Below are 26,865 nucleotides of genomic sequence, written 5' to 3'. Positions count from 1 at the left end.
GTGTCGAAGGACCGCGCGAACCAGCGGTCGTGGGTGACCGCGAGCACCGTGCCGTCGAAGGCCTCCAGGCCCTCCTGGAGGGCCTCCGCGGACTCCAGGTCGAGGTTGTCGGTGGGCTCGTCCAGGAGCAGCGCGGTGACGCCCTGGAGCTCCAGCAGGAGGATCTGGAAGCGGGCCTGCTGGCCGCCGGAGAGCCGGTCGAAGCTCTGCTCGGCCTGGCCGGTCAGTTCGTAGCGGCGCAGCCGGGACATCGCGGCGCCCCGGTCCTGGGCGTGCTCCTTCCAGAGGATGTCGAGAAGGGTGCGGCCGAAGAGCTCGGGGTGGGCGTGCGTCTGCGCGAAGTGGCCGGGCACGACCCGCGCCCCGAGCTTCCACTCCCCCGTGTGCGCCACGGTGGCGTCTCCGGCCAGCAGCCGCAGGAAGTGCGACTTGCCGGAGCCGTTGGAGCCGAGGACGGCGACGCGTTCGCCGTAGAAGACCTCCAGGTCGAAGGGGTTCATCAGGCCGGTCAGTTCGAGTCCCTTGCAGGTGACGGCCCTGATCCCGGTGCGGCCGCCCTTGATCCGCATGGTGATGTCCTGCTCGCGCGGCGGCTCGGGCGGCGGCCCGGCCTCCTCGAACTTGCGCAGCCGGGTCTGGGCCGCCTGGTAGCGGGACGCCAGCTCATGGCTGATGCTGGCCGCCTGGCGGAGACTCAGCACCAGTTTCCTGAGCTGCGCGTGCTTCTCGTCCCAGCGTCGGCGCAACTCCTCGAAGCGTGCGAAGCGTTCGCGCCGCGCCTCGTGGTAGGTGGCGAACCCGCCGCCGTGCACCCAGGCGTCCGCACCGGTGGGCGAGGGCTCCACGGAGACGATCTTCTCGGCGGCCCGGGAGAGCAGTTCCCGGTCGTGGGAGACGAAGAGAACCGTCTTGCGGGTCTCCTTCAGCTTCTCCTCCAGCCAGCGCTTGCCGGGCACGTCGAGGTAGTTGTCCGGCTCGTCGAGCAGCAGCACCTGGTCCGTGCCGCGCAGCAGCGCCTCCAGCACCAGCCGCTTCTGCTCACCGCCGGACAGGGTCCGCACCTGCCGGAACTGCGCCTTGTCGTACGGCACCCCGAGCGCGGCCATGGTGCACATGTCCCAGAGCGTCTCGGACTCGTATCCGCGCACCTCGGCCCAGTCGGACAGGGCCTGCGCGTACGTCAGCTGGGCGGCCTCGTCGTCGACGGTCATGATCAGGTGCTCGGCCCTGTCGACGGCCTGCGCGGCCTCCCGGATCCGGGGCGGCGCGACCGACACGAGCAGGTCCCGTACGGTCGTCTCGTCCCGTACGGACCCCACGAACTGGCGCATCACTCCCAGGCCGCCGGTGACGGTGACCGTCCCGCCGTGCGGTTTCAGCTCGCCGGAGATCAGCCGCAGCAGGGTCGTCTTGCCGGCGCCGTTCGGCCCGACGAGGGCTACGACGGCCCCCTCGCCCACCCGGAACGACACATCGCCGAGCAGCGCCCTCCCGTCGGGGAGGTAGTACTCGAGATGTGCGGCTTCCAGATGTCCCATGGGGCGCATTGTCGGTGCGACGGCGGCACCTGGGCAAACGCTTATGGCTCGGTCACGAGGACCCGGCGCCGACCGCGCGCTCCTGCGCGGGTCCCCGCCACGTCACGGCCCGGCTGAACACAAGCGCGAACCAAGGCGTCCTCTCCTTCGCCACCGCCGCCGCGACGGCTGCGAGCCGCACCCCGCTCGGGCGGGCGCACCCGCCGTTCACTGGACCCGGCCCCCCTGGCCCTGCAGCTGACGTTCCTCTCAGGCCGCGTCCGCAGCGGCCTTCGCAACCCTTCCCGGCCTGAGGCGCCGCCCTGGCCTACCTCGCCTGGTCGGTGGCGCTCTCCCGGGTCGACGCGACGTTGTGACCGACGCGGGCGCCGCGTTCGCTTACGGGGCCTGGTACCGACGTGCGCCCGGGTCGCGTCGCCGGGAGGTTCCCGCTCTGTGCGAACCGGGATGCCCTGCGGGGCCCTGAACCACTCCGCGGGGACCCCGGGCCGTCCCGGCCGACCGGGCTGGTGGAGGCGCGCCACGCCGGAAACTGATTGCCCGTCAGTCCATATGGCAATACAGGGGTCTCACCATTCGACATGCGGGCGTAGCGTTCTGCGTACCGACGGACCTGTCGAAAAGGGGAGCCCTGTCATGACGACACCGCGGGAGACCGCCGTCTACACCCACGGTCACCACGAGTCCGTGCTGCGTTCGCACACCTGGCGCACCGCCGCCAACTCGGCGGCCTATCTGCTCGGTTCGCTGAAGCCCCACATGAAGATCCTGGACATCGGCTGCGGCCCTGGCACGATCACCGCAGACCTCGCGGCACTGGTCCCGGACGGAGAGGTCACCGGCGTCGACCACGCGCCCGGCATCCTGGAGCAGGCCCGCGCCACGGCCGCCGCACGAGGGCTGACGAACGTCGACTTCGCGGTCGCCGACGTGCACGCGCTGGACTTCCCGGACGACACCTTCTGCGTGGTCCACGCCCACCAGGTGCTCCAGCACGTCGGGGACCCGGTGCGGGCACTGCGCGAGATGCGGCGGGTCACCAGGCCCGGCGGGTACATCGCGGTCCGCGACTCGGACTACGCGGCCATGACCTGGTACCCGGCGTCCGCGGGGCTGGACGACTGGCTCGACCTGTACCGTCGGGTGGCCCGGGCCAACGGCGGTGAGCCGGACGCCGGCCGGCGGCTGAAGTCCTGGGCGCTGCGGGCGGGCCTGACGGACGTCACCGCGAGCTCAAGCACCTGGACCTACTCCACCGCCGGGGAGCGGGAGTGGTGGAGCGGGCTGTGGGCGGACCGCACGCTGGCCTCGGCGTACGCGGAGCGGGCCACCGAGGGCGGTCACGCCACCGTGGAGCAGCTGCGGGCCGTCTCGGACGCCTGGCGGGAGTGGGGCGTGCAGGACGACGGCTGGTTCTGTGTGCTGCACGGAGAAATTCTGTGCAGAAAGGAAGTCTGAAACGCAGATTCCGGGAAACCCGGAATGCAGGAGGTTCAGATCATGATTGCCATCCTGCTCGTGCTGCTTCTGGTACTGATTCTTTTCGGCGCCGGTTTCGCAGTGAAGATTCTCTGGTGGATCGCACTGGCCGTGCTCGTGCTGTGGTTGCTGGGGTTCCTGATGCGTGGGACGACGTCGGGCGGAAGCAGGGGTCGCTGGTACAGGTGGTGACCTTCCCGGGATCTCATTCCCGGGGAAGCAGCGGTCCCAGCGGCCCGAGGTCCAGGTTCAGGTCCTCGGGCCGCAGTCCGTACCGCTCGCGCAGCTCGGTCATGCGGTCGTCGAGGAGCATGAGGGTGAGCCCGATCCGCTCCTCCTGCTCCTCGCTCAGGTCGCCCTCGTCGAACCGGCGCAGCGCCTGGCGCTCCATGAGCTGCCGCAGCAGCTCCACGACGGTCAGGACGAGCTTGACCAGGTCGCGCTCGACCGTGTCGGGCTCCAGGTCCAGCCGGTTGCGTCGGGTCGTCACAGCAACTCCTCCCACGGTGAGGGGACTTGAGCGTTGACCGAGCTGATCAGCGCGTTCAGGTCGATGCGGACGAGGTCGACGTCCGCGATGCGCAGGGTGATGTCCCCCGTGATGACGACCCCGCCGGCCAGCAGCCGGTCGAGCAGGTCGACGAGGGCCACCTCGCGGCGTTCGATGACGGTCACGGCTGTTGTTCCTCCCCCGCGAAGGAATAGGCCGCCCAGGGTCCTGTGAGTTCCACCCGCATTCCCGGGACCTCACCCTTGGTACGGTCGACCATTTCCACGAATTCCTCGGAATCGCCGCGCGGCACGAGATAGGCGGCATTCAAAATGTTCTGCCCCGAGGCCCCGGAAAGGGTGGGATTCTGCGGAGCGTGCAGCCGCGCGTCCTCCGCGTACCGGGAAAGCGCTTCGTGCAGCCGGGTCGCGAAGGCCTCCGCCTGCTGCCACATCTCCTCGTGCGAACGCACCCGTTGGCGCCGCTGCCGCAGATAGTCCCGGCCCGAGACCGGCTTCTCGGGTGTCTCGGCGGGCTCCGCACGGTCCGTGGCCGACGTCTCGGCGTACACCTTGACGCCCCACTCGACCCGGTCCTGGAGCCGGTCGAGGGTCCGCCGGAAGCCCTCCTCGCGTTCCTCGATCATCACGCGGACGCCGCTGTCGTCACGGAACACGGTGCCGAGCCGGAGCGGCAGCGGGGTGGTGACGACCGTGAGCGCGTCGATGACGCTCTGGTGCGCGCGCACGGTCGCGGTCAGCCACTCCAGGTCCTCCAGATGCCTGCGGAGCGGCTCTTCGGCGAAGTCCCGCTCCGGCACATGGCTGACGACGGCCACCAGGCCGTGGTGGTGCAGCAGTCTCGGCGGATCGCCGGCCACCCCGGCCAGCTGGGCCTGCAACGGGGTGCCGAAGGGCCGGCAGACGGCGTACACGTACCGCAGTCCGGTCATGAACTCTCCTCCTCGGCACGGCGACTGGGCTCCAGCTCCTCCAGACGCGCGAGCCGCTCACGCAACTCGCTGTTCTCGCGGGCGAGTTCGTCACGGCGGGCGCGGGAGGACAACGCCGGGTCGTCCTCCCACCAGTCGATCCCCATCTCCTTGGCCTTGTCGACCGAGGCGACGATGAGCCGCAGTTTGATGGTGAGCAGCTCGATGTCAAGCAGGTTGATGCGGATGTCGCCCGCGATGACGATGCCCTTGTCCAGCACACGCTCCAGGATGTCGGCCAGATTGGCTCCGCCTCCCTGGCCGTAGGGATCCGGGAGCCGGCTGGGCATGCTCATCGTCGGCTCCCGCCCTCGGCGTACTCGTACTCCTCTTCCTCTTCCTCGGGTACGTCTTCCTCGGCCACGTCGTCCTCGCCCGCGGGTGCCTCTTCCTCGGCCTCCTCCTCGGGCTCCTCCTCGTCGTACTCCTCGTACTCGTCCTCGGGCTCGCCCTCTTCCTCGGGCTCCTCCTCGGTCTCGTCCTCGGCGTACGGGCCTTCCTGCTCTTCCTCTTCCTCGGTGTCCTCGGAGTCCTCGGAGTCCTCGGAGTCCTCGGCCCCTTCTTCGGTGCCCTCGGCCTCTTCCTCCTCCGCCACCGCGTCGTCGTGGCTCTTGACGACCTCACCGTCGCGGATCTCGCCGCGCCAGCCGTCCTCCGCCTCCCCCTTGAGGGTGATGAAGCGGGCGAAGTGCTTGAGGTCCAGCCGGGCCCGGCGGCCCTGGGCGCGCCAGATGTTGCCGGTTTTCTCGAACAGGCCCTTGGGGTAGTACTCGATCACCAGCAGGACGCGGGTGAGGTTGTCCGCGAGCCGGTGGAAGGACACGACGCCCTTGGTGGTGCCCTTGGCGCCCTCCGACGTCCAGTGGATCCGGTCGTCGGGGATCTGGTCGGTGGTGGTGGCCTTCCAGCTGCGGTTGGACCAGAAGATCTTCATCTGCCAGTCGGTGTGGGTGTCGTCGGCGCGGTTCGCGCTCTTGACGCCCTTCGCGAAGGTGGAGAAGTCCTGGTACTGCGTCCACTGGTCGTAGGCTGTGCGCAGATCCACGCCGACATCGATGAACTCGATGATCACCGTGGGCTTCTGACCGGCCCCGCCCTTGCGCTTGCCCTTGCCGCCGCCGAGGTTCTTGAAAGCGCCGACCACCTTGTCCTTGGCGTTCGAGACGCCGACCTCGACCGCGCTGCGCACGGGCCCCTTGCCCTCGGCGAGCTTGCGGCCGCCGTCCAGGGCGAGCTTGGCGAATCCGGGGCTGTTGCCCTCGGCGATGTCGTTCAGCTTGCCGGTGGTCTCGCCCAGCTTGCGCCCGACACCGACCAGCAGGCGCTGGGCCTGTGCGGAGACGTACTCCTGCAGCTCGGACTTGAGCCGGTCCGCCGCCTCGCTGTGGGCCATGTCGGTGAGCGGGTTGCTCTTCGCCTTGTCGGTGGCGTCACGGGCGGACCCGAGTGCTTCGGTCATCACTCACCGCCTCCCTTCGGCAGCCGGGCGCGGGTGCTCCGGCCGGCGCCCCTGGCCGCGGTCGCCTTCTTGGCGGCCGTCTTCTTCGTTGCGGTCTTCTTGGCCGCGGTCTTCTTGCCGGCCGTGCCGCCCTGGCTCTGCGCCGTCTTCTTCGCGGGCGGCGTGCGGCCCGGCGCCTTCTTCGCGGCCGACTTCTTGGCCGGGGCCTTCTTGGCGGTCCTCTTCGCCGGGGCCGGAGCCTCGTCCTGCTCGTCGTCGGCCTCGTCGTCGTCGGCCTCGTCGTCGGCCTCGTCCTCGTCCGAGGGCTCCTCGTCGGCCTCGTCCTCCGCGGTCCCAGTCTCCTCCTCCTCGGGCTCCTCGTCCCTTTCGGACTCGTCGTCCTCGTCGTCGGAGAGGCCCGGCACCTCGGGCGCCACGCCCGAGAGCTGGTCGCGGACCTGGGCGGTACGGCCGTGCAGCCGGTCGGCGATCGCGTCGATCTGCCGCTCCACCATGGCACCGGAGGCCGCCTTGCCGACGCCTCGCAGGTCCTCGCGGAGCGTGTCGCCTATCTCCTTGAACTGCGGGTTCTTCAGCAGTTGCTGGGAGACCAGGTCGGCCACCGCCTTGGGGCTCAGATGCATCCGCTTGCCGGCCACGAGCGTGCCGACCGCGAACGCCAGTTTCAGTTTCTTCGTACGTCCGAGGAGGTATCCGGCCCCTACGGCGAGGCCCAGTCCTGTTCGGTTCATCGCATCGTCCCGTCGCCAGTCCCCGCGCCGCCGCGCAGGCCGATCTCCAGTCGTTCGAGGAGCTCGTCCTCCTGTCGGTCGAACTCCTCCTCGCTGATCTCGCCCGCCTCCAGTCGCTCCTCGAGCCGGCCGAGCTCGGCCCGGACCGTCGCCGGGTCGTAGTAGAGGCGCTCCGCTTCCTTCAGCACCTGCCGAATCACCCAGCCGCTGCCGCGCACCGGGGCGAACGGCAGCAGCAGCACCTCTCCGATGAGACCCACGGCCGCCTCACTCCTCCGCGTGGTCGATGCCGACCGTGGTGCCCGCGGGTTCGCCCGGGCCCGGTTCGACGAAGCTGTACGGCGGGAGCGGGCCGTTGACCCGCAGGTCCAGGTGCGGATGGGCCTTGCGGAGCTGGTCCACCGCCTCCACGAAGGACGCGGCCGAGTCCCGCTCCACGAGGAAGGACACGTTGGCGAGCCAGCCCGAGGACTCCGGGCCCACGCTGATCGCGTCGGCGACCGGTTCCAGGGCGCGCTGCACCTCGCCGGCGTCCTCGGCCTCGCGGGCCTTGACCGCGGCCACGACCATCTCGCCGAGCCGGAGACGGTCGTCGTAACTGCCGCCGCCCGCCTTCCGGTTGGCCTCGGCCACGGCGCGGACGTCCGGGTTGTCGGACATCACGCGGTGCAGTACGGCCTCTTCGTCGTGCGTGGCCTTGACGTTGTACTCGACCTTGCCGTCGAGGGTCCGCAGGCGCTCCTGGTAGTGCTCGGAGCGTTCCGCGAGCACCCCGGTGACGGTGTCGTCGTCGGGGGCCACGCTGCCGAACCGCATGGGCAGGATGCAGCCCTCCGCGCCCGCCTCGCTCAGCACGTTCTGGTGGGCGAGGAGGTCACGCCGCTTGGGCCGCAGCCCTTCGGGGGCGTCACTGACGATGGCCGCCAGGCCGCCCTCCTTCAGCACCCGCACCGGAAGCGGGGGGTCACCGACCCCCACCAGGTTCTCGGGCAGCGTGGGGTGGGACGCGTCGGTGATCCCGTACACGTACGTGCTCACTCCTGCTCCTCCTTCCTGCGCGAGGCGGTGGTCTTGCGGGCACGCGGCCTGGACTCGCCCTGACCGTCTCCCTCACGCGCCTGCTTGAAGGCGTCGGAGATGGTCTCGGCGGCGCCGGACAGCGCTCCCTTGGACTTGCCGCGGGCGCCGGACTCGGTCATCTCGCCGACCAGGTCGGGCAGGCCGGGGTCCTTGCGCGGCCCGGCCTCCAGGTCGAGCCGGTTGCACGCCTCGGCGAACCGCAGATACGTGTCGACGCTGGCCACTACGACCCGTACGTCGATCTTGAGTATTTCGATGCCGACCAGGGAAACGCGTACGAACGCGTCGATGACGAGACCCCTGTCGAGGACCAGTTCCAGAACGTCGTAGAGGCCGCTGGAGCCGCCTCCGCCACCGCCCTGTTGTGCCGGGACAACGGTCATGTCGACCGCGCCTCCTTTTCTGTGTGCTGGTGAACAGATGTCTGGATGTCTGCGGATGTCTGCGGATGTCTGCGTGGTGGAGCGGTCTAGCGGCCGCCCTGCCTCTGCGCGTCCGCGCGCCCGCGTTCGTAACGGCGAACGCGCCGATAACCGGTGAGCTGGCCTTCCGGGTCGAGTTCGACCTGGTAGCTCGCCATCAGGCTCATCGTGTCGGGCACGCGGGACAGCTCGAGGACCTCGATCTCGAGCGACCAGCCGTCCTCGGTCTGTTCGAAGGACGACACGTTCTCGGCGTCCATGCCGGTCAGCTCGGCCAGCTGGGTGCGCGCGTTGCGCAGCACCTCCATGGGCTTGGCCCGCCTGTTCTCCGCCACGTTCTCTTCCGCGTCCTCTTCAGTCCCTTTGCGGGAGTTTCGTGAATCCTGTGCTTTCGCTGAGTTGTTTGTGTTCGACATGGCACCTCTCACCTCGGGTGGCCGCTCGTTCCTCCGCCAAACCTTCAAGCGGACATCAAGGCGTTCAACCTGCGCCGGGCGGGACCGAGGGCGCGCCCCTTGGCCATGACCCCGGCCCAGGGATTGGCGCGGGCCTGTTCGACCGCGTCGGCGATGGTCCAGCGACGGGCGTCCAGGCCGGGATCGTCCAGCTGGGCCCAGGCCATCGGGGTCGCCACCGGCGCCCCGGGTTTCGCACGTACGGTGAAGGGTGCGACGGCGGTCTGCGCGTAGCCGTTGCGCTGTATGTCGAGGTAGAGGCGGTCGCCGCGCTCCTTCTTACGGGCGGCGGTGGTGAGCCGGTCGGGGTGCCCCGCGACCAGGGTGTCGGCGACGTCCTTGGCGAACTCCCGGACCTCGTCGAAGCCGTGCCGGCCGTTGAGGGGCACGATCACATGCAGCCCGCGCGAGCCGGTGGTCATCAGCGCCGAGGGAAGTTTCAGCTCGTCGAGCAGTTCCCCGAGCAGCTGGGCCGCCTCACGCACCGCGGCGAAGTCGTCGTCCCCGGCCGGGTCGAGGTCGAAGACCATCCGGTCGGGCCGCTCGACGCTCCCCACCCGGGACAGCCAGCGGTGCAGGGTGAGGGAGGCCTGGTCGGCGAGGTACAGGAGGGTGGCGGTGTCGTCACAGACGGTGTGGCAGACGGTGCCGCCCTCCTTCGGCACCTCGACGCGGCCGATCCACTCCGGGTAGGAGTCCGGGGTGTTCTTCTGCATGAACCGGGGGCCCGTGACACCGTCCGGATGCCGTTCCAGCATCAGCGGACGGCCCCGCAGGTGCGGCAGCATGAAGGGCGCGACGGACCGGTAGTAGTCGACGAGATCGCCCTTGGTGTACTCCTTGGCGCCGTCACCGCCGGGGAAGAGCACCTTGTCCGGCCGGTGCACCTCGACGGTGTGCTTCCCCGCGCGTACGGTCCGTACGTCGTCCCCGCTCACGGCACGATCGCCTGCTCCACCAGCAGCCGTGCGGCGGCCGCGATCGACTCGGCGTCGATGCCCGCGGCGTGCAGCTGCTCGTCGGGCGAGGCCGAGCCGGGCATCGTACGGACGGCGAGGCGCACCAGGCGCGGTACGGGCCGGCCGTCGGTGAAGGCGTCGAGGACGGCGTCGCCGAGACCGCCCTCCTCGCGGTGGTCCTCCACGGTCAGCAGGCAGCCGGTGTCCTCGGCGGCCTGCCGCAGGGTCTCCCGGTCGACGGGCTTGACCGAGTACAGGTCGACGACCCGGACGCGGATGCCCTCCTGGTCCAGCGCTTCGGCGGCCTCGAGTGCCTCGTGCACGGTGACGCCCGCGGCGACGATCGTCAGCCGGTCGCTCTGGGAGAAGCGCAGCACCTTGCTGCCGCCGATCGGGAACTCCTCGTCGGCCCCGTAGATCACCGGGCTCTCGCCGCGCCCCGTGCGCAGATAGCGGATGCCGTCCAGGTCGGCCATCGCGGCGATCAGCCGGGCCGTCTGGTTGGCGTCGCACGGGTACAGCACGGTCGAGCCGTGGATCGCCCGCATCATCGCCAGGTCCTCCAGACCCATCTGGCTGGGTCCGTCCTGCCCGATGGCGACGCCCGCGTGCGAGCCGACGAGGTTGAGGCCGGCCCCGCTGATGGAGGCCATGCGCACGAAATCGTAGGCGCGCGTGAGGAAGGCCGCGAAGGTGCCGGCGTACGGCACCCAGCCGCGCGCGGCGAGTCCCACGGCGGCCGCGACCATCTGCTGCTCGGCGATGTAGCACTCGAAGTAGCGGTCGGCGTGTTCCTTGGCGAAGTACTCGGTACGGGTCGAGTCACCGACCTCGCCGTCCAGGGCGACGACGTCGCCGCGGCCGGTGCCGAGGGCGGCGAGGGCCTGCCCGTAGGCGTCGCGGGTCGCCACCTCCTCGCCGGTGTCCCAGCGGGGCAGTTCGAGGTGTCCGGCGCTCACGGAGTGCAGGATGCGGGCGGCCGGCGGCTCCTGCACCTGGACGCGGAGGTCGCGTACACCGCCGAGCTCCTCGATGGCGTCGTCGGCGTTCTTCAGCGGCTTTCCGTGCAGTCCCTCGCGGTCCTCGATGTCGGCGACGCCCTTGCCCTTGAGGGTGCGGGCGAGGATCGCGGTGGGCTGGCCCTTGGTGGACTCGGCCTCGCCGTACGCGCGGTCGATGGCGTCCACGTCGTGCCCGTCGACCTCGACGGTGTGCCAGCCGAAGGCCTGGAAGCGGCGGGCGTAGGCGTCGAGGTCGTGGCCGTGCCGGGTGGGGCCGCGCTGGCCGAGCCGGTTGACGTCCACGATCGCGGTGAGGTTGTCGAGGTGCTCGTGGCCCGCGTGCTCGGCGGCCTCCCAGATCGAGCCCTCGGCGAGCTCGCTGTCGCCGCACAGCACCCACACGCGGTAGTCGGCGCGGTCCAGCCGCTTCCCGGACAGCGCGATGCCGACGCCCACCGGCAGTCCCTGGCCCAGCGATCCGGTCGCCGTCTCGACCCAGGGCAGCTGGCGCGGGGTCGGGTGTCCTTCGAGGCGGCTGCCGATCTTGCGGAAGGTCAGCAGCTCCTCGTCGTCGACGGCGCCGGCCGCCTTGTACGCGGAGTACAGCAGCGGCGAGGCGTGCCCCTTGGACAGCACGAAGCGGTCGTTGCCGGGGTACTCGGGGCGGTCGAAGTCGTAGCGGAAGTGGTTCGCGAGGAGTACGGCCATCAGGTCGGCGGCGGACATCGATGAGGTCGGGTGCCCGGAGCCCGCGGCGGCCGACGAGCGGACACTGTCCACGCGCAACTGCTGGGCGAGTTCGACGAGTTCACCGGTGTTCATGAGTCTCCTTCTGCGGGGTCCGCGTCAGTGCGCTCGAGGGGGCCGGGGGCTTGGCCCGGCTCCCCGCCGGGCTGCTTCTCGGCGGGTTCTTCGCCGGGCTGGTTTTGGGCGGGTTCTTCGCCTGGCCGGGTCTTCACGGGTTCGTGGCCAGGTTGGTTCTTCGCGGGTTCGGGAGCGGGCTGCTGCTTTGCGGGTTCGCCGCCGGGCTGGTTCTTGGCAGGTTCGGGAACGGGCTGATTCCTGGCGGGCTCGGAGCCAGGTCGGTTTTTGGCGGGTTCGGGGACCGGCTGCTGCGTTGCCGGTTCAGCGCCGGGCCTGCTCTTCGCGGGCCCGGGAGCCTGCTGCTCGGGCGCCCGCCCCTCAGAGTGCTCCTGCCCCGAAGCCCGCCGCTCAGGCGACTCCCGGTCGGCCGCCTCGCGTGCCTTCGCCTCCGCGATCACCGCCTCGCCCGCGCTCGCCACCTCCGCGGACTCGGCATGCCCGGCAGCAACCTCCTCGGGCTCGGCCCGCCCGGCATCGCTCTCGACCGGCCCGCCCCGACCGGCAGCCGCTCCCTCCGACTCAGCCTGACCGGCAGCCCCCGCCACCGGCCCACCCCGGCCGGCAGCCGCCCCCTCCAGGCCCTCCCCACCAGCCGCCGCGCCCTCCCCCTCAGGCACCCTTCCCCCCGGCCGCGTCTCCTCCTCCGTCGCCGCCCCGGGTCCCGAGCGGGCCTCGGCCTCCTGGCGGGGCTGCGGTCGCCCCGGGGCCCGTGTCAGCTCCGGGGAGGCCGTGTCCAGCGGTACCGACCAGGACCGTACGAGGCCCAACTGGACGGCCTGGCGCGGGAGTACGGCGTCCAGGAGCCAGTCGGCGGCGACCCGGACGCGGTTGCCCGGCATCGCGGCGAGGTGGTAGCCGCGGGTGACGGCGCCGGCGGCGAGGCCGGACAGCGGAACCCCCAGCGGGTTGGCCGCGGCCTTCACTCCACCGAGGTCCACGACGAATCCCAGGTCCCGGTGTTCGTAGGGGCGGCGCACCCCGGCGCCCAGCGAGGCGGCGACGTTGAGGGCCGCCGTACGGCCCTGCCGCCAGGCGTGCTGCGCCGTCATCGGCGTGTACTGACCGGGGTTGTCCAGATCGGGCACCGCCGCCGCGTCACCGCACGCGAACACCTCGGGCCGTCCCGGCACTTGCAGGTTCGGGTCGACGAGCAGCCGGCCGCGCTCCAGGGGCAGTCCGAGCGACTCGGCGAGCGGATCGGGCCGTACGCCCACGCACCACACCAGCGACCGCGTCGGGACGAACTCGCCGTCGGTCAGCAGCACTCCGTCCGGCGTGGCCTCCTTCACGGAGGTGCCCATCCGCACCTCCACGCCCCGTTCCCGCAGCGTGCGGTCGGCGGTGCGGGACAGATGCTCGTCGAGCTCGGGCAGGACCCGCTCCGCGGTGTCGAGGAGGATCCAGCGCGGCCGCATGCCCTCCCGCAACGGGTGCTTACGCACCTGCGCCTCGGTGAACAGCTGCCCGTGCGCGGCCACCTCGGTGCCCGTGTAGCCCGCGCCGACCACGACGAAGGTGCACCGGGCGGCGCGGGTCGCGGGGTCGTCGGCGGTCGCGGCGAGTTCTATCTGCCGGGTCACGTGGTCGCGCAGTTACAGCGCCTCGGGCAGGCCCCGGAAGCCGTGCGCGTGCTCGGCGACCCCGGGAATGGGCAGCAGCTTGTTGACGCTTCCGGCGGCCAGGACCAGCCGGTCGTAGTCGAGCGTGCCGCCTGTGCCCTCGGGGTCGGTGTAGTGGACGGTGCGTGCGTCCAGGTCGATGCCGTCGGCCTCGCCGAGCACCAGCCGCACGCGCGGCAGGGTGTCGGAGAGGGAGACGGTCACCCGTCGGGGTTCCAGGATCCCGGCGGCGACCTGGGGCAGCAGGGGCAGATACAGGAAGTAGTCGGTCGGGTTGAGCAGGGTGATGTCGGCCTTGCCGCGGGCTTTTCGGGACAGTTCCTTGGCCGTCCGGTACCCGGCGAAGCCGGCACCGACGATCACTATGCGGGGTCGACTCACGGTTCGCCTCCGGGGCTGTCGCGTACCTCGGGAGCCTTCCGCGTCCCCCCGGCCGGAGCACCCAAACGCCGGTTTCCGTACGGGTCGCCGGGTACTCGGACACGGCCCCTCTCATCACGGAACCGCCAGAACCGCCGGAGGTACCCCCCATGCCCGAATACGGCTATTTCCTGTCGTGCGAGGAGTTCGGTCCCGCCGACCTCGTCGAACAGGCCCGGATGGCCGAGCAGGCGGGCTTCAGCTCGCTGTGGATCTCCGATCACTACCACCCGTGGAACGACGCGCAGGGCCAGAGCCCCTTCGTGTGGTCGGTGATCGGCGCGCTCTCGGAGGCGGTGTCCCTTCCGATCGAGACAGCGGTGACCTGTCCGACCGTACGGATCCACCCGGCGGTGTTGGCGCAGGCCGCGGCGACCTCGGCCGTGATGACGAACGGCCGCTTCCGCCTCGGCGTCGGCTCCGGCGAGGCCCTCAACGAGCACGTGCTCGGCCATGTCTGGCCGCCCGCGCACATCCGGCTGGAAATGCTGGAGGAGTCCATCCAGGTGATGCGCCGCCTCTTCACGGGCGAGGAGGTCAACCACCACGGCAAGCACTACACGGTGGAGAACGCCCGCCTGTACACGGTCCCCGACGAGCCCGTCCCGATCGACATCTCCGGCTTCGGTCCGGCGGCCACGGCGCTCGCGTCCCGGGTCGGCGACGGCTTCATCACGATGATGCCGGACGAGTCGATGGTGGAGCAGTTCCGCAAGGGCGGCGGGGCCGGCAAGCCGGTCATCGGCGGCACGAAGGTCTGCTACGGCATCGACCGCGACGAGTGCGTCCGTACGGTCCGCAAGCTGTGGTTCAACGAGTTCCTGCCCGGCGAGATGGCCCAGATCCTGCCGTCGCCGCGTCACTTCGAACAGCTGGAGCCGCTGGTCACCGAGGAGATGGTGAGGGAGAACGGGGTGTTCGGGGACGACGTCGACGAACACGTCTCCGCGCTGAACGCCTTCGCCGACGCGGGCTTCGACCGCGTCTACGTCAACCAGATCGGCCCCGACCAGCGCGGCTTCTTCGACTTCTACCGTACGAAGGTGCTGCCCCAGCTACAGCAGGGGTGACCGATGAGACTGCACCGGCCGGCCGTCTCGGTGTACACGGTGCCGACCGACGCCCCCGAGGCCGACGGCACGTTCGCCTGGGACACCACGACCATGGTGATCGCCGAGGTGACGACCGGCGAGGCGACCGGCACCGGCTGGACCTACGGCCCGGCCGCGGTCGGTGACTTCCTCATCGAGCAGCTCGGACCGCTGGTCGAGGGCCGCAGTGCGCTGGACATCCCCGCACTGCACGACGCGATGTGCCGTTCGGTCCGCAACGCGGGCCGTCCGGGCATCGCCGGGTGCGCGATCTCGGCGCTGGACATCGCCCTGTGGGACCTGAAGGCCCGCCTCCTGGAACTCCCGCTGGCACGCCTGCTCGGCGTCGTCCGCGAGCGCGTTCCCGTCTACGGCAGCGGCGGCTTCACGACGTACCACGACACGCATCTCGCCGCGCAGCTCAACGGCTGGGTGCACGGTCAGGGCATCCCCCGCGTCAAGCTGAAGATCGGCGAGAGCTGGGGCCGGGCGGTCCCGCGCGACCTGTCCCGGGTCCGTACGGCCCGTGAAGTCATCGGCCCCGACGCGGAGTTGTACGTCGACGCGAACGGCGCGTACACCCGCAAGCAGGCGGTCCGGGTGGGCCACGCCCTGGCGGAACTCGGGGTCGGCTGGTTCGAGGAACCGGTGTCCTCGGACGACCTGACGGGCCTGCGCCTGGTCCGTGACGCACTCGTCTGTGACGTCACGGCCGGCGAGTACGGCTACGACCTGCCGTACTTCGCCCGCATGATCGCGGCCGGCGCGGTGGACTGTCTCCAGGTGGACGCGACCCGCTGCGGCGGAGTGACGGAATTCCTCCGCGCGGCGGCGCTGGCCCAGTCCCACGGCCTGGAGGTCTCGACCCACTGCGCCCCGCACGCGCACGCCGCGGCGGCCGCCGCGATCCCCAACATCCGGCACATGGAGTGGTTCCACGACCACGTCCGCATCGAGGACATGTTCTTCGACGGAGCGCTGGACCCGACCGGCGGCACGGTCCGTCCGGTGGCGGGGGTGGGACACGGCCTGACGCTGCGCACGGACGAGGTGGAGGAGTATCGGGTGGCCTGAGAAACCTGCCGTTCAGGGCCCCTGGTCAGGGCCCCGTTCAGGGCTCAGCCCCGGCGCCGCAGCCCGGCGGTCACCGCGGCGCCCAGCCCGCCGACCGCTGCGGCCACGAACACGCGTCCCCGGTTCCGGGACAGCCAGTCCTGCGGGCTCCTGGCCACGGCCTCCTCGTCGAACCGCCCGTGCGCCCCGAAGTCCCGCCCGTGCGGCCCGTCCACGGGCGCCCACAGGTTCCCGGGGCCGCCGTGCTCGCCCGCTTCCTGCTGCGCCTCGAAGTTGGTGCGGGCGAGGTAGCGGTCCAGTACCCCGGGCACGACGGCGTTGGCGATGAGTGTGGCCACCGTGGACCCGCCGACCCAGTACTCCCGCCGCCGTGCGTGGGAGGCGGCGTGCACGATCGCGCGCGCGGCGACCTCCGGCTGGTACACCGGCGCCACCGGACGGGCCTTCCCGGGCATCCGGTTCAACACCCAGTCGAACTGGGGTGTGTTCAGGCCCGGCATCTGCACCATCGTCGTACGGACACCGCTGCCCGAGTGGAGCAGCTCGCACCGCAGGGACTCGTTGAAGCCCTGGATGGCGTGCTTGGCCCCGCAGTACGCCGACTGCAGCGGAATGCCCCGGTAGGCCAGCGCGGACCCCACCTGCACAATCGTGCCGCGGTCCCGCGGCAGCATGTGGCGCAGGGCGGCCCGGGTGCCGGACACATAGCCCAGGTACGTTACTTCGGTCACCCGGCGGAACTCGTCCGCGCTGATCTCCGTGAACGGGGCGAAGATCCCGGAGAAGGCGTTGTTGACCCAGACGTCGATGTGCCCGTAGGCGTCGACGACCTGCTGGGCCGCGTCGTCGACCGCCTTGGGGTCGGCCATGTCGACGCTCACGACGAGCGCCTCACCACCCGCCCGCCGCACCTCGTCGGCGGCGGCCGCGAGGCCCTCGCGGCCCCGGGCCAGCAGGGCGACGCGGGCCCCGCGTTCGGCGAAGGCCCGGGCCGTGGCCCGTCCCACGCCGCCGCTGGCCCCGGTCACCACGACGACCTTGCCCTGCTTCACGCGAGTGTCCTTCCTGCGCCGTGCACCACGCGTCAAACCCGGTGGTGCGGCTGCTCGGGGTCGGTGTCCTGCCGCGGTGCCGCGGCCGGTCGCGGGGTGCCCGTCGTCCCGGGGGCGACCGGCGGCATGGGCGGAATCGGCGTCCCGGCCCCGCTCGGCGGCGTGGCCACCGTCTCCGCCTCCCGTCCGGCCGTCGGCCGGGACGCGGTGGGCCTGGCCGCCCCGCGCAGGACGTAGGCCACGGCCGCCAGGATCACGGCGGTGATCAGGGCTGCCGCCCAGTCGGGCAGCCCGAGGGCGAGGGCGAGGCCCACGGCCAGTGCCAGGGCCGCTCCCGCGTACAGCGCGACGGCGCCGGACGCGCCGTACAGCATGGCCGTACGGCGCTGCTTGCGCGTCTGCTCGCGCAGCTCGTCCCGTACGGTCTCGCGCGCCACCTGCGCCAGTTCGTCGACGAGGTGCCTGTCCAGATGCTCCAGGTGCTCCAAGCGCTCCATGGCCGCCGGGTACCCGCACGGGCGTGCGGGTAACGCCGCCCCATTAGGCTCGTCCGCATGGACATTCTGGGAACCACGCTGCGTGTCTGTGTCGATGATCTCGAGGCCGCGGTCGTCTTCTACGAACGGCTGGCGGGCGCCAAGGCGCTGCGTTTCGAGCGCGGCGGCGTCCAGGTGGCCGCGGTGGGCTGCTTCCTGCTGATGAGCGGCCCGGAGGCCGAGCTGGAGGTGCTGCGCAAGGTCGCGGCGACCATCGCGGTGAAGGACGTCGACGAGGCCCACCGGCTGCTCAGCGAGCTGGGCGCCCGTGTCGTCGCGGGCCCGGTGCCCACACCGGTCGGCCGCAATCTGATCGCGATGCACCCGGACGGCGTGGTGTACGAGTACGTGGACCGCAATGTCGGCTAGAGGGGCCGCGGCTCCTGGGTCTCGGGTCGCATCCGGAAGTCGTAGTGCGGCGGAAGCGGTTCTCCCGGGGAGCTGACGCGGCTCCACAGGTCACCGATCGCCTCGGCGCCCTCCCGCAGGTCGGCGACCTCGAAGCCCTCGTCGAAGACGGCCCGGGCCGCTTCGGGCCGTTCCTCGGCGAGCAGCAGCCGGACCTCGATCAGCCGGAAGGCGCCGCGTGCCCGGATCGCCGGGTACAGCCCCTCCCACACGTCACGCGCCTCGGCCGTGCGCCCGGCCGCGAGAAGCGCCTGAAGCGTCTCGCGGGCGAGCGCGGCGGTGGCCGCCGTCCACGACTCGCCGTCGTCGCGCCGCTCGTGGCACAGGTCGTCGAAGGCTTCCGCGTACCGGTCGGCGGCCCGCTCGCGGTTGCCGGTCTCCTGGTCGGCGACGGCGAGACAGCGCAGCAACGGCCAGCGGGAGGGGGCCAGTTCGAGCCCCCGCTCCCAACTGCGCACCGCCTGCGCCCGGTCACCGGCATGCCACTGGGCCACGCCCAGGTGGTACTCGGTGAGCGGAGTGGCGGGCGCGGTCTCCAGCATGTCCCGCCAGTGCGGCGCGACCAGACTCTCCCCGGGCGGCCGTACCCGGCGCGGTTCGGGGAAGGCCCCGGCCCGCACCAGCTCCAGCCAGGGCGCCTGGTCCTGGCCGAGGGTGCTCTCGTCGAAGGGTGTGCCGGACAGCTTCAGGTCGGCGCGCAGCACTTCCAGGGTGCCCCAGCCCGAGCCCACGGCCAGGATCTCGCGGGGTTCGGTGTCGGCGTACGGCTTCCAGGCGGCGTAGGCCTCGTCGACGGCGGCCCGCGGCAGTACGGCTTCCAGGCGCGCCTCCGCCTCGGCGGGTACCGGCGGCGCGCTGAGCGGCCCGTAGGCCTCCAACCACGCCAGCTCGCTCTCCGCGTCCAGCCGCACGTGCTCCAGCTGGGTGCGGGCGAGCCCGGCCTGGATCTCGCAGTAGCCGCCGGTGCCGGGTTCGGTCAGCCACTCCTGCCAGCGCCGGCCGCCGTTGCCGGTCCCCCATACGAACAGCTTGCGTCCGCGCAGCAGGTCGGTGGACGTCTGGACCAGCCCGTGGCCCTCGGAGTCGAGGGCGGCGATCCAGCGGCGCCGGGCGTCGGGCAGGTCGTAGAAGTAGTCGGTGGCGTAAGGGGTGTCGAGAGGGTCCGGCGGGACGGGCACCCGACGCAGGTGGCGCTCGGAGCCGAACTGCCAGGCCTCCTCGGCCGGGGCGAGCACCGTGCGGCCCTCGGGCACGGCGGTGTTCGACCACCAGTAGCCCGGCACCGGCCGCTCGTGCGGATTGCGGATCCGTACGCCGGCGTACAGGAAGTCCGAGCCCTCGGGCAGCCACAGGTCCACCTGGAAGGGCAGGTCGCGCAGGCGCTCCCACTCCCACAGGCGGAGCATCTCTCCCCCGTCGGGGGCGGGCACGCGGGCGGCGTGCAGGGGTGCGCAGGACAGGGTGGTGTGGCCGGTGGCGCCGATGTTCCACTCGATGCCGCCGGAGAACCAGGCGCCGTTCAGTGCGAAGTTCGCGGGCTGGAACACCTGGTTGCAGTAGAGGAGTTCGCGCCCGGTCGGCTGGTGGACGAGGGAGGCGACCCGGCCGCCGAGACCGGGGAGCACGGTGACCCTGAGCCGGTCGTTCTCGATCACGATCGTCTCCAGCTCGCGGGGTGCGCGCTGCCTGCCGTAGCCGTCCCGGACGCGGACGGGCAGCAGGCTTCCGAGCTGCCCGTAGCCGGCCTGCCGGGCCATGTCCCGGGGCAGCTCGTCCCGGTCCCGTGGGTCGATGCGGTGTACCTCGTGCAGGAGCCGCAGCGGGGGCAGCGGGTTGTCGGCGCCCAGCGGTGCGGCGGGCAGGGTGAGTACGTCTCGCCGGATCGTCGTCACGATCACCATGGAAACCGCTCGGCGGTGACTCGGCCAGGGGAGCCGCCGGTCAGGATTGCGCAAAGGCGTCCACGACGATGTCGGTGAGCAGCGCGCCCGCCGTGCCCTCGGGGTCCAGGTCGGGGTCGTAGATGGTGATGTTGAGGCCGGCGCAGGAGGGGGAGGCGAGCAACGGCCGCAGCAGCGCGACGAGTTCGGCGGGCAGGAGCCCCTTGGGGTCGGGGCTGTCGACGGCGGGCATGACGGACGGGTCGAGACAGTCGGCGTCCAGGTGCACCCAGAAGCCGTCGATCTCGGGCGTCTCGAAGGCCTGGGCGGTGGCCCGGGCCAGGGTGTCGGCGCCCCACTCCCGGAGGTCGCCGACGGTCACGACCGGGATCTTCAGGGCGGCGAGTTCGGCCCGGTCCTCCTCGAAGGTGTCGCGGATCCCGAAGAACCGCACGTCCTCGTCCCTCAGATAGGGCTTCAGCCCCTCCAGGTCCGTCAGGTCGTCCTGCCCGCGCCCGGTGCCCAGCGCGACCTCCTCGCCGCCCGCCGCGCCGATCCGGTCGGAGTTGCCGGGGTGCCGGAAGTCCGGGGAGGCGTCGACCGCGGCCAGTCCGTAGCGGCCGATGCGGCGCAGGGCGAGGGAGGCGCCGAGCTGGATGGAGCAGTCGCCGCCGAGGACGACGGGGAAGTCCCCGGCGCGCACATGGCGCTCGATGCGGTCGGCCAGCCTGACGGTGTACGCGGCGATCGCGGCGGCGTTGAAGACGCCGTCGCCTTCCTGCCAGTCCCCCCGGTCGTAGCGCGGCGGCACCACCACCCCGCCCTCCAGGGCATTCAACCGCTGCACGATCCGCTGCTCCCGGAGGGCGCCGGCAAGCTTGTAGCAGCCGGGCACGGTGCCGGGAGCGGGCGGACGCAGGCCGAGGTTGGAGGGGGCGTCCAGCACGACGATATTCCGCATGCGGATCATCCTCACCGACGTACAGTCGACCGTCCACGGAGATACGCGAGGGAGCGACAGTGAGTGAGCAGCACACCTACCGGGTGATCGTCCGCGGCACATGGGAGGGGCTCACCGACGAGGCGCGGGCCCGGCTGCTCGCCGAGGCGGCGGACCATGGCATGGCGAGCATGCGGTTCTCCGAGGAGGGCTCGCTGTCGTACGAGCCGGCGCCGCTGAAGCACTTCTCGATGCGGTACGTGGTGGTGTCGGACGCGGCGGACGGCGAGGAGATGGCGGGCGCGATCGCCGAGGACCGCGCGGAAACGGCACTCCGGGGACTCGGCTACGGCTTCCGCGACCTCAGGTCGACGGTCACGGACCTCGACACCATGAAGGTCAACCGGAAGCACGCATCTCGGCGGTGATCGCCCAGCGCTCGTGGTCCCGCCAGTCCCCGTCGATGTAGATCATCTTCGGGGAGAACCCTTCGAGCCGGAAGCCGCAGCTGCGGGCGAGGGCGAGGGAGGCGGTGTTGCGGGGCTGGGCGTTGATCTCCAGGCGGTGCAGCCGCATCGGCCCGAAGGCGTGGTCGACCACCAGGTCCAGCCCCTCGCGCATCAGCCCGCGCCCGGCGGCGTGCGCGAAGGCGCCGTAGCCGAGGGCCCCGCACCGGAAGCCGCCCTGGACGATGTTGTTGATGTTGATGAATCCGGCAATGGCCCCGTCGCCCCGCTCCGCGTTCTTCTCACAGACCAGGAACCCCGCCTTGGCCGGGTCCTCGATCAGCCGGCCGGCATAGGCGCGATACGCGCTCTCGCTGTCCGGCGGGAACAGCCACGGCTGGTGCAGTTCCTTGCTCTCCCGGGCCCGGGCGGTGAACTCGGCGGCATCCTCGTAGGTGAAGGGACGAATGCCCACGCGGGGGCCTTCGGCGAGATAACGGGAAGCGGTGTGCGGCATCCCGCCACCCTACGATCCACCGGGACCGCCGGATGAACGGGCTCCCGGCGAGGGCCTCCGACCGGCACCGGCGAGCGGGACCGGCATGCTCCGCCGGACCGGCCTGGCCGGGGGGCGGCAGCCGGATTTTCGTGGCCCGGGTGTTCTCGCGGACGAAGATCAGGGCGAGGACTGCGAGCAGCAGGACGACCACCCGGGCGGTGAGGGGCCCCGGCGATCGGGGCACGGACCCGAGCGGTGCCCCCGTCAGCGGAGAGCCGGTTCGTCGAGGGTCAACGTGCCCGCCTCCGCGTCGAGTTCCGCGGACACCCCGAACGGGATCGTCAGCGCCCCCTCGCCGTGCCCGAACCCGAACTCCTCGACGACCGGCACGCCGAGGCCGCCCAGCCGGTCCAGGAGCAGCGCCCGCACCCTCTCGTACGGATCGCACCTCTCCCACGACCCGAGGAGCACCCCGCGCACCCCGTCGAGCCAGCCCGCGCGCAGGAGTTGGGTGAGGTAGCGGTCGAGGCGGTACGTCTCCTCGCCGACGTCCTCCAGGCAGAGCAGCCCGCCGCGCGCACCGGCCCTGGCATGCGGGGAGCCCAGTTCGGAGGAGAGCAGGCACAGACAGCCGCCCAGGGTGACCCCGCGGGCCCGGCCGGGGACGAGGGCCGTGCCGCCGGAGGTGATCGTGCGGACCGTCTCCGGCGCGAACAGCGTGGACCTCAGGTGCTCCTGGGCCCGTGCGTTCTTGATGAAGTCGATGCCTGCGGCCATCGGGCCGTACAGCGTGACAAGGCCGAGCCGGGCGGCGAACGCCTCGTGCAGGGTGGTGACATCGCTGAATCCGACCAGCACCTTGGGCCCGGCCGCGCGCAGGGCGTCCCAGTCGAGCAGTTCGACCATGCGCATCCCGCCGAATCCGCCGCGGGCGCACAGCACGGCGTCCACGGAGGGGTCGCACCAGGCGTTCTGGAGATCGGCCGCCCGGTCGGCGTCGGTCCCCGCCAGGTAGGTCAACTCGCCGTGCCGGTCGAGGAGATGGGGGCCGACGACCGGATCGAGGTCCCAGCCGCGCAGCACGTCCAGTCCGGCCTGGAGGCGCTCCTCCGGCACCGGTCCGCTGGGGGCGACGACGGCCACGCGCGCTCCGGGCGCGAGCCTGGACGGCCGTACGAGTTCCTTCACGTGGTGAGCTCCAATGTCGGGACGCCGGGCGGGTTCAGCCCGAACACCTGGGCGTACAGGGAGAGTTCGGCCTCCAGTGCGCGGATCATCGTGTCGGCGCGGCGGAACCCGTGCCCCTCGCCCTCGAAGGCGAGGTAGGCGTGCGGCAGCTGCCGTCCCGCGATCCGGGCGAGGAACCGCTCGCACTGCGCGGGCGGGCAGATCACGTCGTCCAGGCCCTGGAGCAGCAGGAAGGGCACGGTGACCCGGTCGGCGTGCTCGACGGGCGAGCGTTCCGCGTACCGTCCCGGGACCTCGGCGAGCGGTCCGACCAGGCTCTCCAGGTACTGGGACTCGAAGTCGTGGGTCTCCCCCGTGCCCCAGCCGGCCAGGTCGAGGATCGGGTAGGCGATCGTGCCGCAGGCGTAGACGTCCGTCATGGCGAGCGAGGCGGCGGCGGTCCAGCCGCCGGCGCTGCCGCCGCGGACGGCGAGCCGGTCGCGGTCGGCGGTGCCCTCGTCGGCGAGGGCGAGCGCGACGGCCGCGCAGTCCTCGACGTCGACCACGCCCCACTGCTCGCGCAGCCGGCCCCGGTACTCGCGCCCGTACCCGGTCGAGCCGCCGTAGTTGACCTCGGCGACGCCGATGCCGCGCGAGGTGAAGTAGGCGATGGAGAGGTCGAGCACGAGGGGTGCGTGGCCGGTCGGTCCGCCGTGCGCCCAGACGACGTACGGCGGCAGTTCGCCACCAGGTGCCCCGTACCCGGGGTGGTGCGGCGGGTAGACGTGGGCGTGGATGTCGCGGCCGTCCGGTCCGGTGAAGACGCGGATCAGGGGCTCGGGGTAGTACACGGGGTCGACCGGGTCGTCGTGCTCGGCGCCGATCACCCGGGCCCGGCCGGTGCGGGCGTCCAGCTCCACGACCTCGTAGGCGGTGCGCGGGCTGGCACCGACGGCGATCACTCTCCCCCACCCTTCGGGCGGGGGGACCCCCACCTCGCTTCGCTCGCCGTGCACCGCGAGGGTGGGGGCGAACTCCGTCCAGGGGCCGGCCGCGTCGACGAGTTCGCCGGTCTCCGGGTCCAGGATCCCGAGGGCGGTCGAGCCGGCGCCGTGCACCACCGCGATCAGTCCGCTGTCCAGCGGGGCGAACCAGCGGCGGCCCAGTTTCCAGAGGGCGCCGCCGAACTCCTCCTCGCGCGGGCAGAGTTGCTCCCCGTCGCGGTAGAGGTTCCACCAGCCGGTGCGGTCGCTCGCGTACAGCAGCCGGCCGTCGGGCGACCAGTCGGCCTGGGCGACGGACTCCTCGGGGCCGCCCGCCACTGTGCGGGGCTCCCGGAGCGTGCCGCCCAGGACCTCGGCGACGACCAGTTCCGTGCCGTCCCAGGGCATGCGCGGGTGGTCCCAGGCGAGCCAGGCCGCGCGCGTACCGTCGGGAGAGATACGGGGGCCGGTGACGAACCGGTGGCGGTCGTCGGTGAGTTCGCGCACCGCGTCGCGATCCTGCGCGGCCGAGCCGTCCAGCGGCACGGCGGCGAGGACCCGGCGGACATCGGTGGACCCGTCCCCGGTGAACTCCTCCAGGACGCACCACACTTCCCCGCGATCGAGCCTCAACTGCGGCTCCGCCCAGCGCAGTCCGCCGCCCACCGGGGAGACGGGCGTGAGCGGGGTGGGGTCGCCACCGGGCTCGTACCGGTACAGCCGCTGGTCGGCGAAGTGCACGAACACGACGAGCGGTTCGCCGGCCACCACCGCACCGACCCAGGGATGACCGCCGTACTCGATGACCCGGCTGCGCACGTTCCACGGCGCGGTCAGCACCGGCTCCTCCGTCCCGTCGGCGCGTCTGCGCACGAGGGTGCGGCGGCCGCCCTCGGCGGGCCGGGGTTCGGTCCACCACACCTCGTCCCCGACGAAGCCCAGCCATTCGGGGTGCCCGTCGTGCGCGGCCGCGAGCGCCGCGTCGATGGGCGAGGGCCACGAACCGTATGGCGACGTCTGCACGTTCTCCCTCATCGTGGTCAGGCTGTCCGCAGGAACCGGTCGAGCACCCGGACGCCGAAGTGCAGTGCCTCCACCGGGACGCGCTCGTCGACCCCGTGGAACAGGGCCTGGTAGTCGAAGCCCTCCGGGAGCTTCAGGGGCGTGAACCCGTACCCCGTGATGCCCAGACGGGAGAACTGCTTGGCGTCCGTGCCGCCGGACATGCAGTACGGCACCACATGCCCCTCGGGCGCGAACTCCTCGACCGCGGCACGCATGTTGGCGTACGTCGGCGAGTCGAGCGGCGCCTGGAGGGCGACCTCGCGATGGCTGAACTCCCAGTCCACGTCGGGGCCGGTGAGCTGGTCCAGGGTCGTCCGGAACTCGTCCTCGCCGCCGGGCAGATAGCGGCCGTCGACGTAGGCCACGGCCTCGCCCGGGATCACGTTGAGCTTGTAACCGGCCTCCAGCATGGTCGGGTTGGCGCTGTTGCGGACGGTCGCCTCGACCAGCTTGGCGGCGGGACCGAGCTTCTCCAGCAGTCGGTCCACATCACCGAGGTCGGTCTCGATGCCGTAGAGCGCGGCGAGTTCGGTGAGGGCCGCGCTGACCGTCGGGGTGAGCCGCAGCGGCCACTCGTGCTCGCCGATGCGGGTCACCGCGGCGGCGAGCCGGGTGACCGCGTTCTCCTTGTTGACCTTGGAGCCGTGCCCGGCGCGGCCGCGCGCGGTGAGCTTGAGCCAGCCGGTGCCGCGCTCCCCCGCCGCGATCGGGTAGATCTCTTGCCCGGCGCCGTCGTGGAAGGTGAACGCCCCCGACTCGCTGATCCCCTCCGTGCAGCCCTCGAAGAGCTCGGGGTGTTCGTCGGCGAGGAACCCGGAGCCGTCCACGGCGCTGGCCTCCTCGTCCGCGGTGAACGCGATCACGAGGTCCCGCCGGGGCCGTACGCCCTGCCGGGCCCAGGCCCGCACCACGGCCAGGATCATCGCGTCCATGTTCTTCATGTCGACCGCCCCGCGCCCCCAGACGACCCCGTCGCGGACCTCCCCGGAGAAGGGGTGCACGCTCCAGTCCGCGGCCTCGGCGGGCACCACGTCCAGATGACCGTGGACGAGCAGCGCGTCCGCCGACGGGTCGGTGCCCTCGATGCGGGCGACGACGTTCGTACGGCCCTCGGTGCGCTCCAGCATCAGGGGCTCAAGACCCGCACCGGCCAGCTGCTCGGCCGCGTACTCGGCGGCGGGGCGCTCCCGGCAGTCGCCGCCGCCCCGGTTGGTGGTGTCGATGCGGATGAGGTCGGAGGTGAACCGGACGACCTCGTCCAGTGCCTGCTGATCAGCCATACTGCTCCTCCACGGCGGCCGAGACGATGGTGGTGACCGCCTTGAACGTACGAATTCCGGCGTACATGGTCCCGCTGGTGTACGCCACCTTCCGCGCCCCGATCCGCTCGACGCCCGGCACCACGGTGGCGGCCATGGCGAGGTGCTCGGCGTCGAACTCGACCGCGATCGTGAACGGCCCTGCCTGCACGGGTTCCTGACGGACCGCCAGCTGTGCGGCCGCCTTGGCCGCGGACCTGATGTCGGCGGCGGTACGGGCCGGTGTGCGGCACACGGCGGCGTAGCGCGAGACGTGGTCCTTGACGGCGACCTTCAGTGCCTCGGGGGCGTAGCCGAGGGCGTCGTCGCAGGCCACGTCGTCCCCTGTGACGAGGACCACGGGGACGCCGTACTCCGCCACCACCTGCGCGTTCAGGTACCCCTCGCTCGCGGGGACGTCGTTCAGCCAGACCCCGGTGATGGAGTTGGCGAGGTAGGTGTGGGCGAGGACGCCCTCCTGGCCCGCGCCCGCGTGGTAGCCGAGGAAGGCGATGCCGTCGACGTCACCGTGCTGGACGCCCTCGACCATGGAGAGGTCCTTGTGGCGCCCGGTGAGCATCTGCGTCCGCTCGTCGAGCTGTTCCAGGAGCAGGTTGCGCATGGTCGAGTGCGCCTCGTTGACGAGCACCTCGTCGGCGCCCCCGTCGAAGAAGCCGAGCACGGCAGCGTTGACGTCCGAGGTGAACAGCGAGCGGCACCGCTCCCACTGTGACGCACCCGGCATCACATCGTCGGGCCACGTGACACCCGTGGCGCCCTCCATGTCGGCGCTGATCAGGATCTTCATGGTCCGCCACGTTACGCGTCGCGGAGGTTTGCGTCGCCCGCACGCGGTGAGGCGAGCCCCATGCCGCTCACCCCTGCCGCACAGGCGGCTCTCAGGAGACGCGTATCCTC

28 protein-coding genes and 1 pseudogene are annotated in these 26,865 nt (G+C 71.7%); 6 read left to right on the top strand and 23 right to left on the bottom strand.

Features of this window, described 5'->3' with window-relative positions:
* Positions 1–1,538: ATP-binding cassette domain-containing protein (locus tag ACFVYN_RS31825; RefSeq protein WP_390004836.1), on the bottom strand; the 1,538-nt coding region annotated here is incomplete at its 3' end.
* A 636-nt stretch (positions 1,539–2,174) separates the two neighbouring features.
* Between ACFVYN_RS31825 and ACFVYN_RS31820 the strand changes: the two genes are divergently transcribed.
* Positions 2,175–2,996 carry a class I SAM-dependent methyltransferase gene (locus ACFVYN_RS31820; RefSeq protein ID WP_390004833.1) on the top strand — a complete coding sequence of 274 codons (822 nt, stop codon included), beginning with the start codon at positions 2,175–2,177 and terminating at the stop codon, positions 2,994–2,996.
* A 42-nt stretch (positions 2,997–3,038) separates the two neighbouring features.
* Positions 3,039–3,209, top strand: a complete 171-nt coding sequence (locus ACFVYN_RS31815) for a hydrophobic protein (protein ID WP_069760366.1) — start codon at positions 3,039–3,041, stop codon at positions 3,207–3,209.
* Positions 3,210–3,222: 13 nt separating this feature from the next.
* On the opposite strand, the gene ACFVYN_RS31810 is transcribed toward ACFVYN_RS31815, so the two are convergent.
* The 13 genes and pseudogenes from ACFVYN_RS31810 to ACFVYN_RS31750 all read right to left on the bottom strand — a co-directional run bounded on the left by ACFVYN_RS31810 (position 3,223) and on the right by ACFVYN_RS31750 (position 13,469).
* Positions 3,223–3,507: a gas vesicle protein K gene (locus ACFVYN_RS31810; protein ID WP_266391822.1), complete on the bottom strand. Its 285-nt coding sequence runs from the start codon at positions 3,505–3,507 to the stop codon at positions 3,223–3,225.
* Positions 3,504–3,692, bottom strand: coding sequence for a gas vesicle protein (locus ACFVYN_RS31805; protein ID WP_007385868.1), 189 nt, complete (start codon positions 3,690–3,692; stop codon positions 3,504–3,506). The genes ACFVYN_RS31810 and ACFVYN_RS31805 overlap by 4 nt, the downstream gene beginning before the upstream one ends.
* Positions 3,689–4,459 (bottom strand): GvpL/GvpF family gas vesicle protein, encoded by a 771-nt coding sequence (locus ACFVYN_RS31800; protein ID WP_390004830.1) that lies wholly within the window; start codon positions 4,457–4,459, stop codon positions 3,689–3,691. The genes ACFVYN_RS31805 and ACFVYN_RS31800 overlap by 4 nt, the downstream gene beginning before the upstream one ends.
* Positions 4,456–4,794, bottom strand: coding sequence for a gas vesicle protein (locus tag ACFVYN_RS31795; RefSeq protein WP_390004828.1), 339 nt, complete (start codon positions 4,792–4,794; stop codon positions 4,456–4,458). The genes ACFVYN_RS31800 and ACFVYN_RS31795 overlap by 4 nt, the downstream gene beginning before the upstream one ends.
* Entirely contained in the window at positions 4,791–5,957 is a 1,167-nt protein-coding gene (locus ACFVYN_RS31790) for an SRPBCC family protein (RefSeq protein ID WP_390004825.1), read from the bottom strand. The genes ACFVYN_RS31795 and ACFVYN_RS31790 overlap by 4 nt, the downstream gene beginning before the upstream one ends.
* Positions 5,957–6,688: a DNA primase gene (locus tag ACFVYN_RS31785; protein ID WP_390004823.1), complete on the bottom strand. Its 732-nt coding sequence runs from the start codon at positions 6,686–6,688 to the stop codon at positions 5,957–5,959. Before ACFVYN_RS31785 ends, ACFVYN_RS31790 begins: the two co-directional genes overlap by 1 nt.
* A complete protein-coding gene (locus tag ACFVYN_RS31780) occupies positions 6,685–6,948 on the bottom strand; it encodes a gas vesicle protein GvpG (RefSeq protein ID WP_390004821.1) in 264 nt (87 codons plus the stop codon). The genes ACFVYN_RS31785 and ACFVYN_RS31780 overlap by 4 nt, the downstream gene beginning before the upstream one ends.
* A 7-nt stretch (positions 6,949–6,955) precedes the next feature.
* Positions 6,956–7,726 carry a GvpL/GvpF family gas vesicle protein gene (locus tag ACFVYN_RS31775; protein ID WP_390004818.1) on the bottom strand — a complete coding sequence of 257 codons (771 nt, stop codon included), beginning with the start codon at positions 7,724–7,726 and terminating at the stop codon, positions 6,956–6,958.
* Positions 7,723–8,151: a gas vesicle structural protein GvpA gene (locus ACFVYN_RS31770; RefSeq protein ID WP_390004816.1), complete on the bottom strand. Its 429-nt coding sequence runs from the start codon at positions 8,149–8,151 to the stop codon at positions 7,723–7,725. The genes ACFVYN_RS31775 and ACFVYN_RS31770 overlap by 4 nt, the downstream gene beginning before the upstream one ends.
* An 86-nt stretch (positions 8,152–8,237) precedes the next feature.
* Positions 8,238–8,606, bottom strand: a complete 369-nt coding sequence (locus ACFVYN_RS31765; protein WP_390004814.1) for a gas vesicle protein — start codon at positions 8,604–8,606, stop codon at positions 8,238–8,240.
* Between the two features lie 44 nt (positions 8,607–8,650).
* A complete protein-coding gene (ligD, locus tag ACFVYN_RS31760; protein ID WP_390004811.1) occupies positions 8,651–9,583 on the bottom strand; it encodes a non-homologous end-joining DNA ligase in 933 nt (310 codons plus the stop codon).
* On the bottom strand, positions 9,580–11,427 hold the full coding sequence (locus ACFVYN_RS31755; protein ID WP_390004809.1) for a transketolase: 1,848 nt from the start codon (positions 11,425–11,427) through the stop codon (positions 9,580–9,582). Before ACFVYN_RS31755 ends, ligD begins: the two co-directional genes overlap by 4 nt.
* Positions 11,424–13,469 (bottom strand): annotated as a pseudogene (locus tag ACFVYN_RS31750) (FAD-dependent oxidoreductase). The gene ACFVYN_RS31755 and the pseudogene ACFVYN_RS31750 overlap by 4 nt, the downstream one beginning before the upstream one ends.
* A 149-nt stretch (positions 13,470–13,618) precedes the next feature.
* On the opposite strand from ACFVYN_RS31750, the gene ACFVYN_RS31745 reads away from it, so the two are divergent.
* Together ACFVYN_RS31745 and ACFVYN_RS31740 are read left to right on the top strand one after the other, a co-directional pair.
* Positions 13,619–14,578 (top strand): LLM class F420-dependent oxidoreductase, encoded by a 960-nt coding sequence (locus ACFVYN_RS31745; protein WP_390004807.1) that lies wholly within the window; start codon positions 13,619–13,621, stop codon positions 14,576–14,578.
* A gap of 3 nt (positions 14,579–14,581) precedes the next feature.
* Complete coding sequence (locus ACFVYN_RS31740; protein WP_390004804.1) at positions 14,582–15,673, top strand: enolase C-terminal domain-like protein; 1,092 nt, start codon at positions 14,582–14,584, stop codon at positions 15,671–15,673.
* Between the two features lie 44 nt (positions 15,674–15,717).
* Here ACFVYN_RS31740 and ACFVYN_RS31735 read toward each other — a convergent pair whose 3' ends face one another.
* Both ACFVYN_RS31735 and ACFVYN_RS31730 read right to left on the bottom strand, forming a co-directional pair.
* Positions 15,718–16,725, bottom strand: a complete 1,008-nt coding sequence (locus ACFVYN_RS31735; protein ID WP_390004802.1) for an SDR family oxidoreductase — start codon at positions 16,723–16,725, stop codon at positions 15,718–15,720.
* A 32-nt stretch (positions 16,726–16,757) separates the two neighbouring features.
* Complete coding sequence (locus ACFVYN_RS31730) at positions 16,758–17,222, bottom strand: phage holin family protein (protein WP_390004800.1); 465 nt, start codon at positions 17,220–17,222, stop codon at positions 16,758–16,760.
* Positions 17,223–17,279: 57 nt separating this feature from the next.
* Here ACFVYN_RS31730 and ACFVYN_RS31725 point away from each other — a divergent pair, with 57 nt between their 5' ends.
* A complete protein-coding gene (locus tag ACFVYN_RS31725; RefSeq protein ID WP_390004798.1) occupies positions 17,280–17,630 on the top strand; it encodes a VOC family protein in 351 nt (116 codons plus the stop codon).
* On the opposite strand, the gene ACFVYN_RS31720 is transcribed toward ACFVYN_RS31725, so the two are convergent.
* Positions 17,627–19,570: a DUF5107 domain-containing protein gene (locus ACFVYN_RS31720; protein WP_390004796.1), complete on the bottom strand. Its 1,944-nt coding sequence runs from the start codon at positions 19,568–19,570 to the stop codon at positions 17,627–17,629. The genes ACFVYN_RS31725 and ACFVYN_RS31720 overlap by 4 nt on opposite strands.
* 40 nt (positions 19,571–19,610) lie before the next feature.
* Entirely contained in the window at positions 19,611–20,510 is a 900-nt protein-coding gene (locus tag ACFVYN_RS31715) for an arginase family protein (RefSeq protein WP_390004794.1), read from the bottom strand.
* 59 nt (positions 20,511–20,569) lie between these two features.
* Here ACFVYN_RS31715 and ACFVYN_RS31710 point away from each other — a divergent pair, with 59 nt between their 5' ends.
* Positions 20,570–20,917 carry a DUF6204 family protein gene (locus ACFVYN_RS31710; RefSeq protein WP_390004792.1) on the top strand — a complete coding sequence of 116 codons (348 nt, stop codon included), beginning with the start codon at positions 20,570–20,572 and terminating at the stop codon, positions 20,915–20,917.
* Here ACFVYN_RS31710 and ACFVYN_RS31705 read toward each other — a convergent pair.
* The 5 genes from ACFVYN_RS31705 to ACFVYN_RS31685 form a co-directional block, all read right to left on the bottom strand.
* Positions 20,889–21,452, bottom strand: a complete 564-nt coding sequence (locus ACFVYN_RS31705; protein WP_390004789.1) for a GNAT family N-acetyltransferase — start codon at positions 21,450–21,452, stop codon at positions 20,889–20,891. The two genes, ACFVYN_RS31710 and ACFVYN_RS31705, sit on opposite strands and share 29 nt — an antisense overlap.
* A 246-nt stretch (positions 21,453–21,698) precedes the next feature.
* Complete coding sequence (locus ACFVYN_RS31700; RefSeq protein ID WP_390004786.1) at positions 21,699–22,622, bottom strand: LD-carboxypeptidase; 924 nt, start codon at positions 22,620–22,622, stop codon at positions 21,699–21,701.
* Positions 22,619–24,619 carry an LpqB family beta-propeller domain-containing protein gene (locus ACFVYN_RS31695; protein WP_390004783.1) on the bottom strand — a complete coding sequence of 667 codons (2,001 nt, stop codon included), beginning with the start codon at positions 24,617–24,619 and terminating at the stop codon, positions 22,619–22,621. The genes ACFVYN_RS31700 and ACFVYN_RS31695 overlap by 4 nt, the downstream gene beginning before the upstream one ends.
* 5 nt (positions 24,620–24,624) lie before the next feature.
* Positions 24,625–25,929: a M20/M25/M40 family metallo-hydrolase gene (locus ACFVYN_RS31690; protein WP_390004781.1), complete on the bottom strand. Its 1,305-nt coding sequence runs from the start codon at positions 25,927–25,929 to the stop codon at positions 24,625–24,627.
* Positions 25,922–26,755 carry a M55 family metallopeptidase gene (locus tag ACFVYN_RS31685; RefSeq protein ID WP_390004778.1) on the bottom strand — a complete coding sequence of 278 codons (834 nt, stop codon included), beginning with the start codon at positions 26,753–26,755 and terminating at the stop codon, positions 25,922–25,924. Before ACFVYN_RS31685 ends, ACFVYN_RS31690 begins: the two co-directional genes overlap by 8 nt.
* Positions 26,756–26,865 lie beyond the last annotated feature (110 nt).

The sequence above is a fragment of the Streptomyces sp. NPDC058307 genome (assembly GCF_042880295.1).
In the GTDB taxonomy this organism is placed as follows: Bacteria; Actinomycetota; Actinomycetes; order Streptomycetales; family Streptomycetaceae; genus Streptomyces.
This window is presented reverse-complemented; position numbering and strand designations above follow the sequence as displayed.

What these genes read in the sequence shown, in the direction of transcription:
- ACFVYN_RS31725 (WP_390004798.1), top strand. Translation starts at nt 17,280, where the DNA reads ATGGACATTCTGGGAACCACGCTGCGTGTCTGTGTCGATGATCTCGAG.
- ACFVYN_RS31705 (WP_390004789.1), bottom strand. Translation starts at nt 21,452, where the DNA reads ATGCCGCACACCGCTTCCCGTTATCTCGCCGAAGGCCCCCGCGTGGGC.
- ACFVYN_RS31720 (WP_390004796.1), bottom strand. Translation starts at nt 19,570, where the DNA reads ATGGTGATCGTGACGACGATCCGGCGAGACGTACTCACCCTGCCCGCC.
- ACFVYN_RS31815 (WP_069760366.1), top strand. Translation starts at nt 3,039, where the DNA reads ATGATTGCCATCCTGCTCGTGCTGCTTCTGGTACTGATTCTTTTCGGC.
- ACFVYN_RS31800 (WP_390004830.1), bottom strand. Translation starts at nt 4,459, where the DNA reads ATGACCGGACTGCGGTACGTGTACGCCGTCTGCCGGCCCTTCGGCACC.
- ACFVYN_RS31785 (WP_390004823.1), bottom strand. Translation starts at nt 6,688, where the DNA reads ATGAACCGAACAGGACTGGGCCTCGCCGTAGGGGCCGGATACCTCCTC.
- ACFVYN_RS31690 (WP_390004781.1), bottom strand. Translation starts at nt 25,929, where the DNA reads ATGGCTGATCAGCAGGCACTGGACGAGGTCGTCCGGTTCACCTCCGAC.
- ACFVYN_RS31795 (WP_390004828.1), bottom strand. Translation starts at nt 4,794, where the DNA reads ATGAGCATGCCCAGCCGGCTCCCGGATCCCTACGGCCAGGGAGGCGGA.
- ACFVYN_RS31740 (WP_390004804.1), top strand. Translation starts at nt 14,582, where the DNA reads ATGAGACTGCACCGGCCGGCCGTCTCGGTGTACACGGTGCCGACCGAC.
- ACFVYN_RS31820 (WP_390004833.1), top strand. Translation starts at nt 2,175, where the DNA reads ATGACGACACCGCGGGAGACCGCCGTCTACACCCACGGTCACCACGAG.
- ACFVYN_RS31685 (WP_390004778.1), bottom strand. Translation starts at nt 26,755, where the DNA reads ATGAAGATCCTGATCAGCGCCGACATGGAGGGCGCCACGGGTGTCACG.
- ACFVYN_RS31715 (WP_390004794.1), bottom strand. Translation starts at nt 20,510, where the DNA reads ATGCGGAATATCGTCGTGCTGGACGCCCCCTCCAACCTCGGCCTGCGT.
- ACFVYN_RS31755 (WP_390004809.1), bottom strand. Translation starts at nt 11,427, where the DNA reads ATGAACACCGGTGAACTCGTCGAACTCGCCCAGCAGTTGCGCGTGGAC.
- ACFVYN_RS31770 (WP_390004816.1), bottom strand. Translation starts at nt 8,151, where the DNA reads ATGACCGTTGTCCCGGCACAACAGGGCGGTGGCGGAGGCGGCTCCAGC.
- ACFVYN_RS31790 (WP_390004825.1), bottom strand. Translation starts at nt 5,957, where the DNA reads ATGACCGAAGCACTCGGGTCCGCCCGTGACGCCACCGACAAGGCGAAG.
- ACFVYN_RS31695 (WP_390004783.1), bottom strand. Translation starts at nt 24,619, where the DNA reads ATGAGGGAGAACGTGCAGACGTCGCCATACGGTTCGTGGCCCTCGCCC.
- ACFVYN_RS31745 (WP_390004807.1), top strand. Translation starts at nt 13,619, where the DNA reads ATGCCCGAATACGGCTATTTCCTGTCGTGCGAGGAGTTCGGTCCCGCC.
- ACFVYN_RS31765 (WP_390004814.1), bottom strand. Translation starts at nt 8,606, where the DNA reads ATGTCGAACACAAACAACTCAGCGAAAGCACAGGATTCACGAAACTCC.
- ACFVYN_RS31730 (WP_390004800.1), bottom strand. Translation starts at nt 17,222, where the DNA reads ATGGAGCGCTTGGAGCACCTGGAGCATCTGGACAGGCACCTCGTCGAC.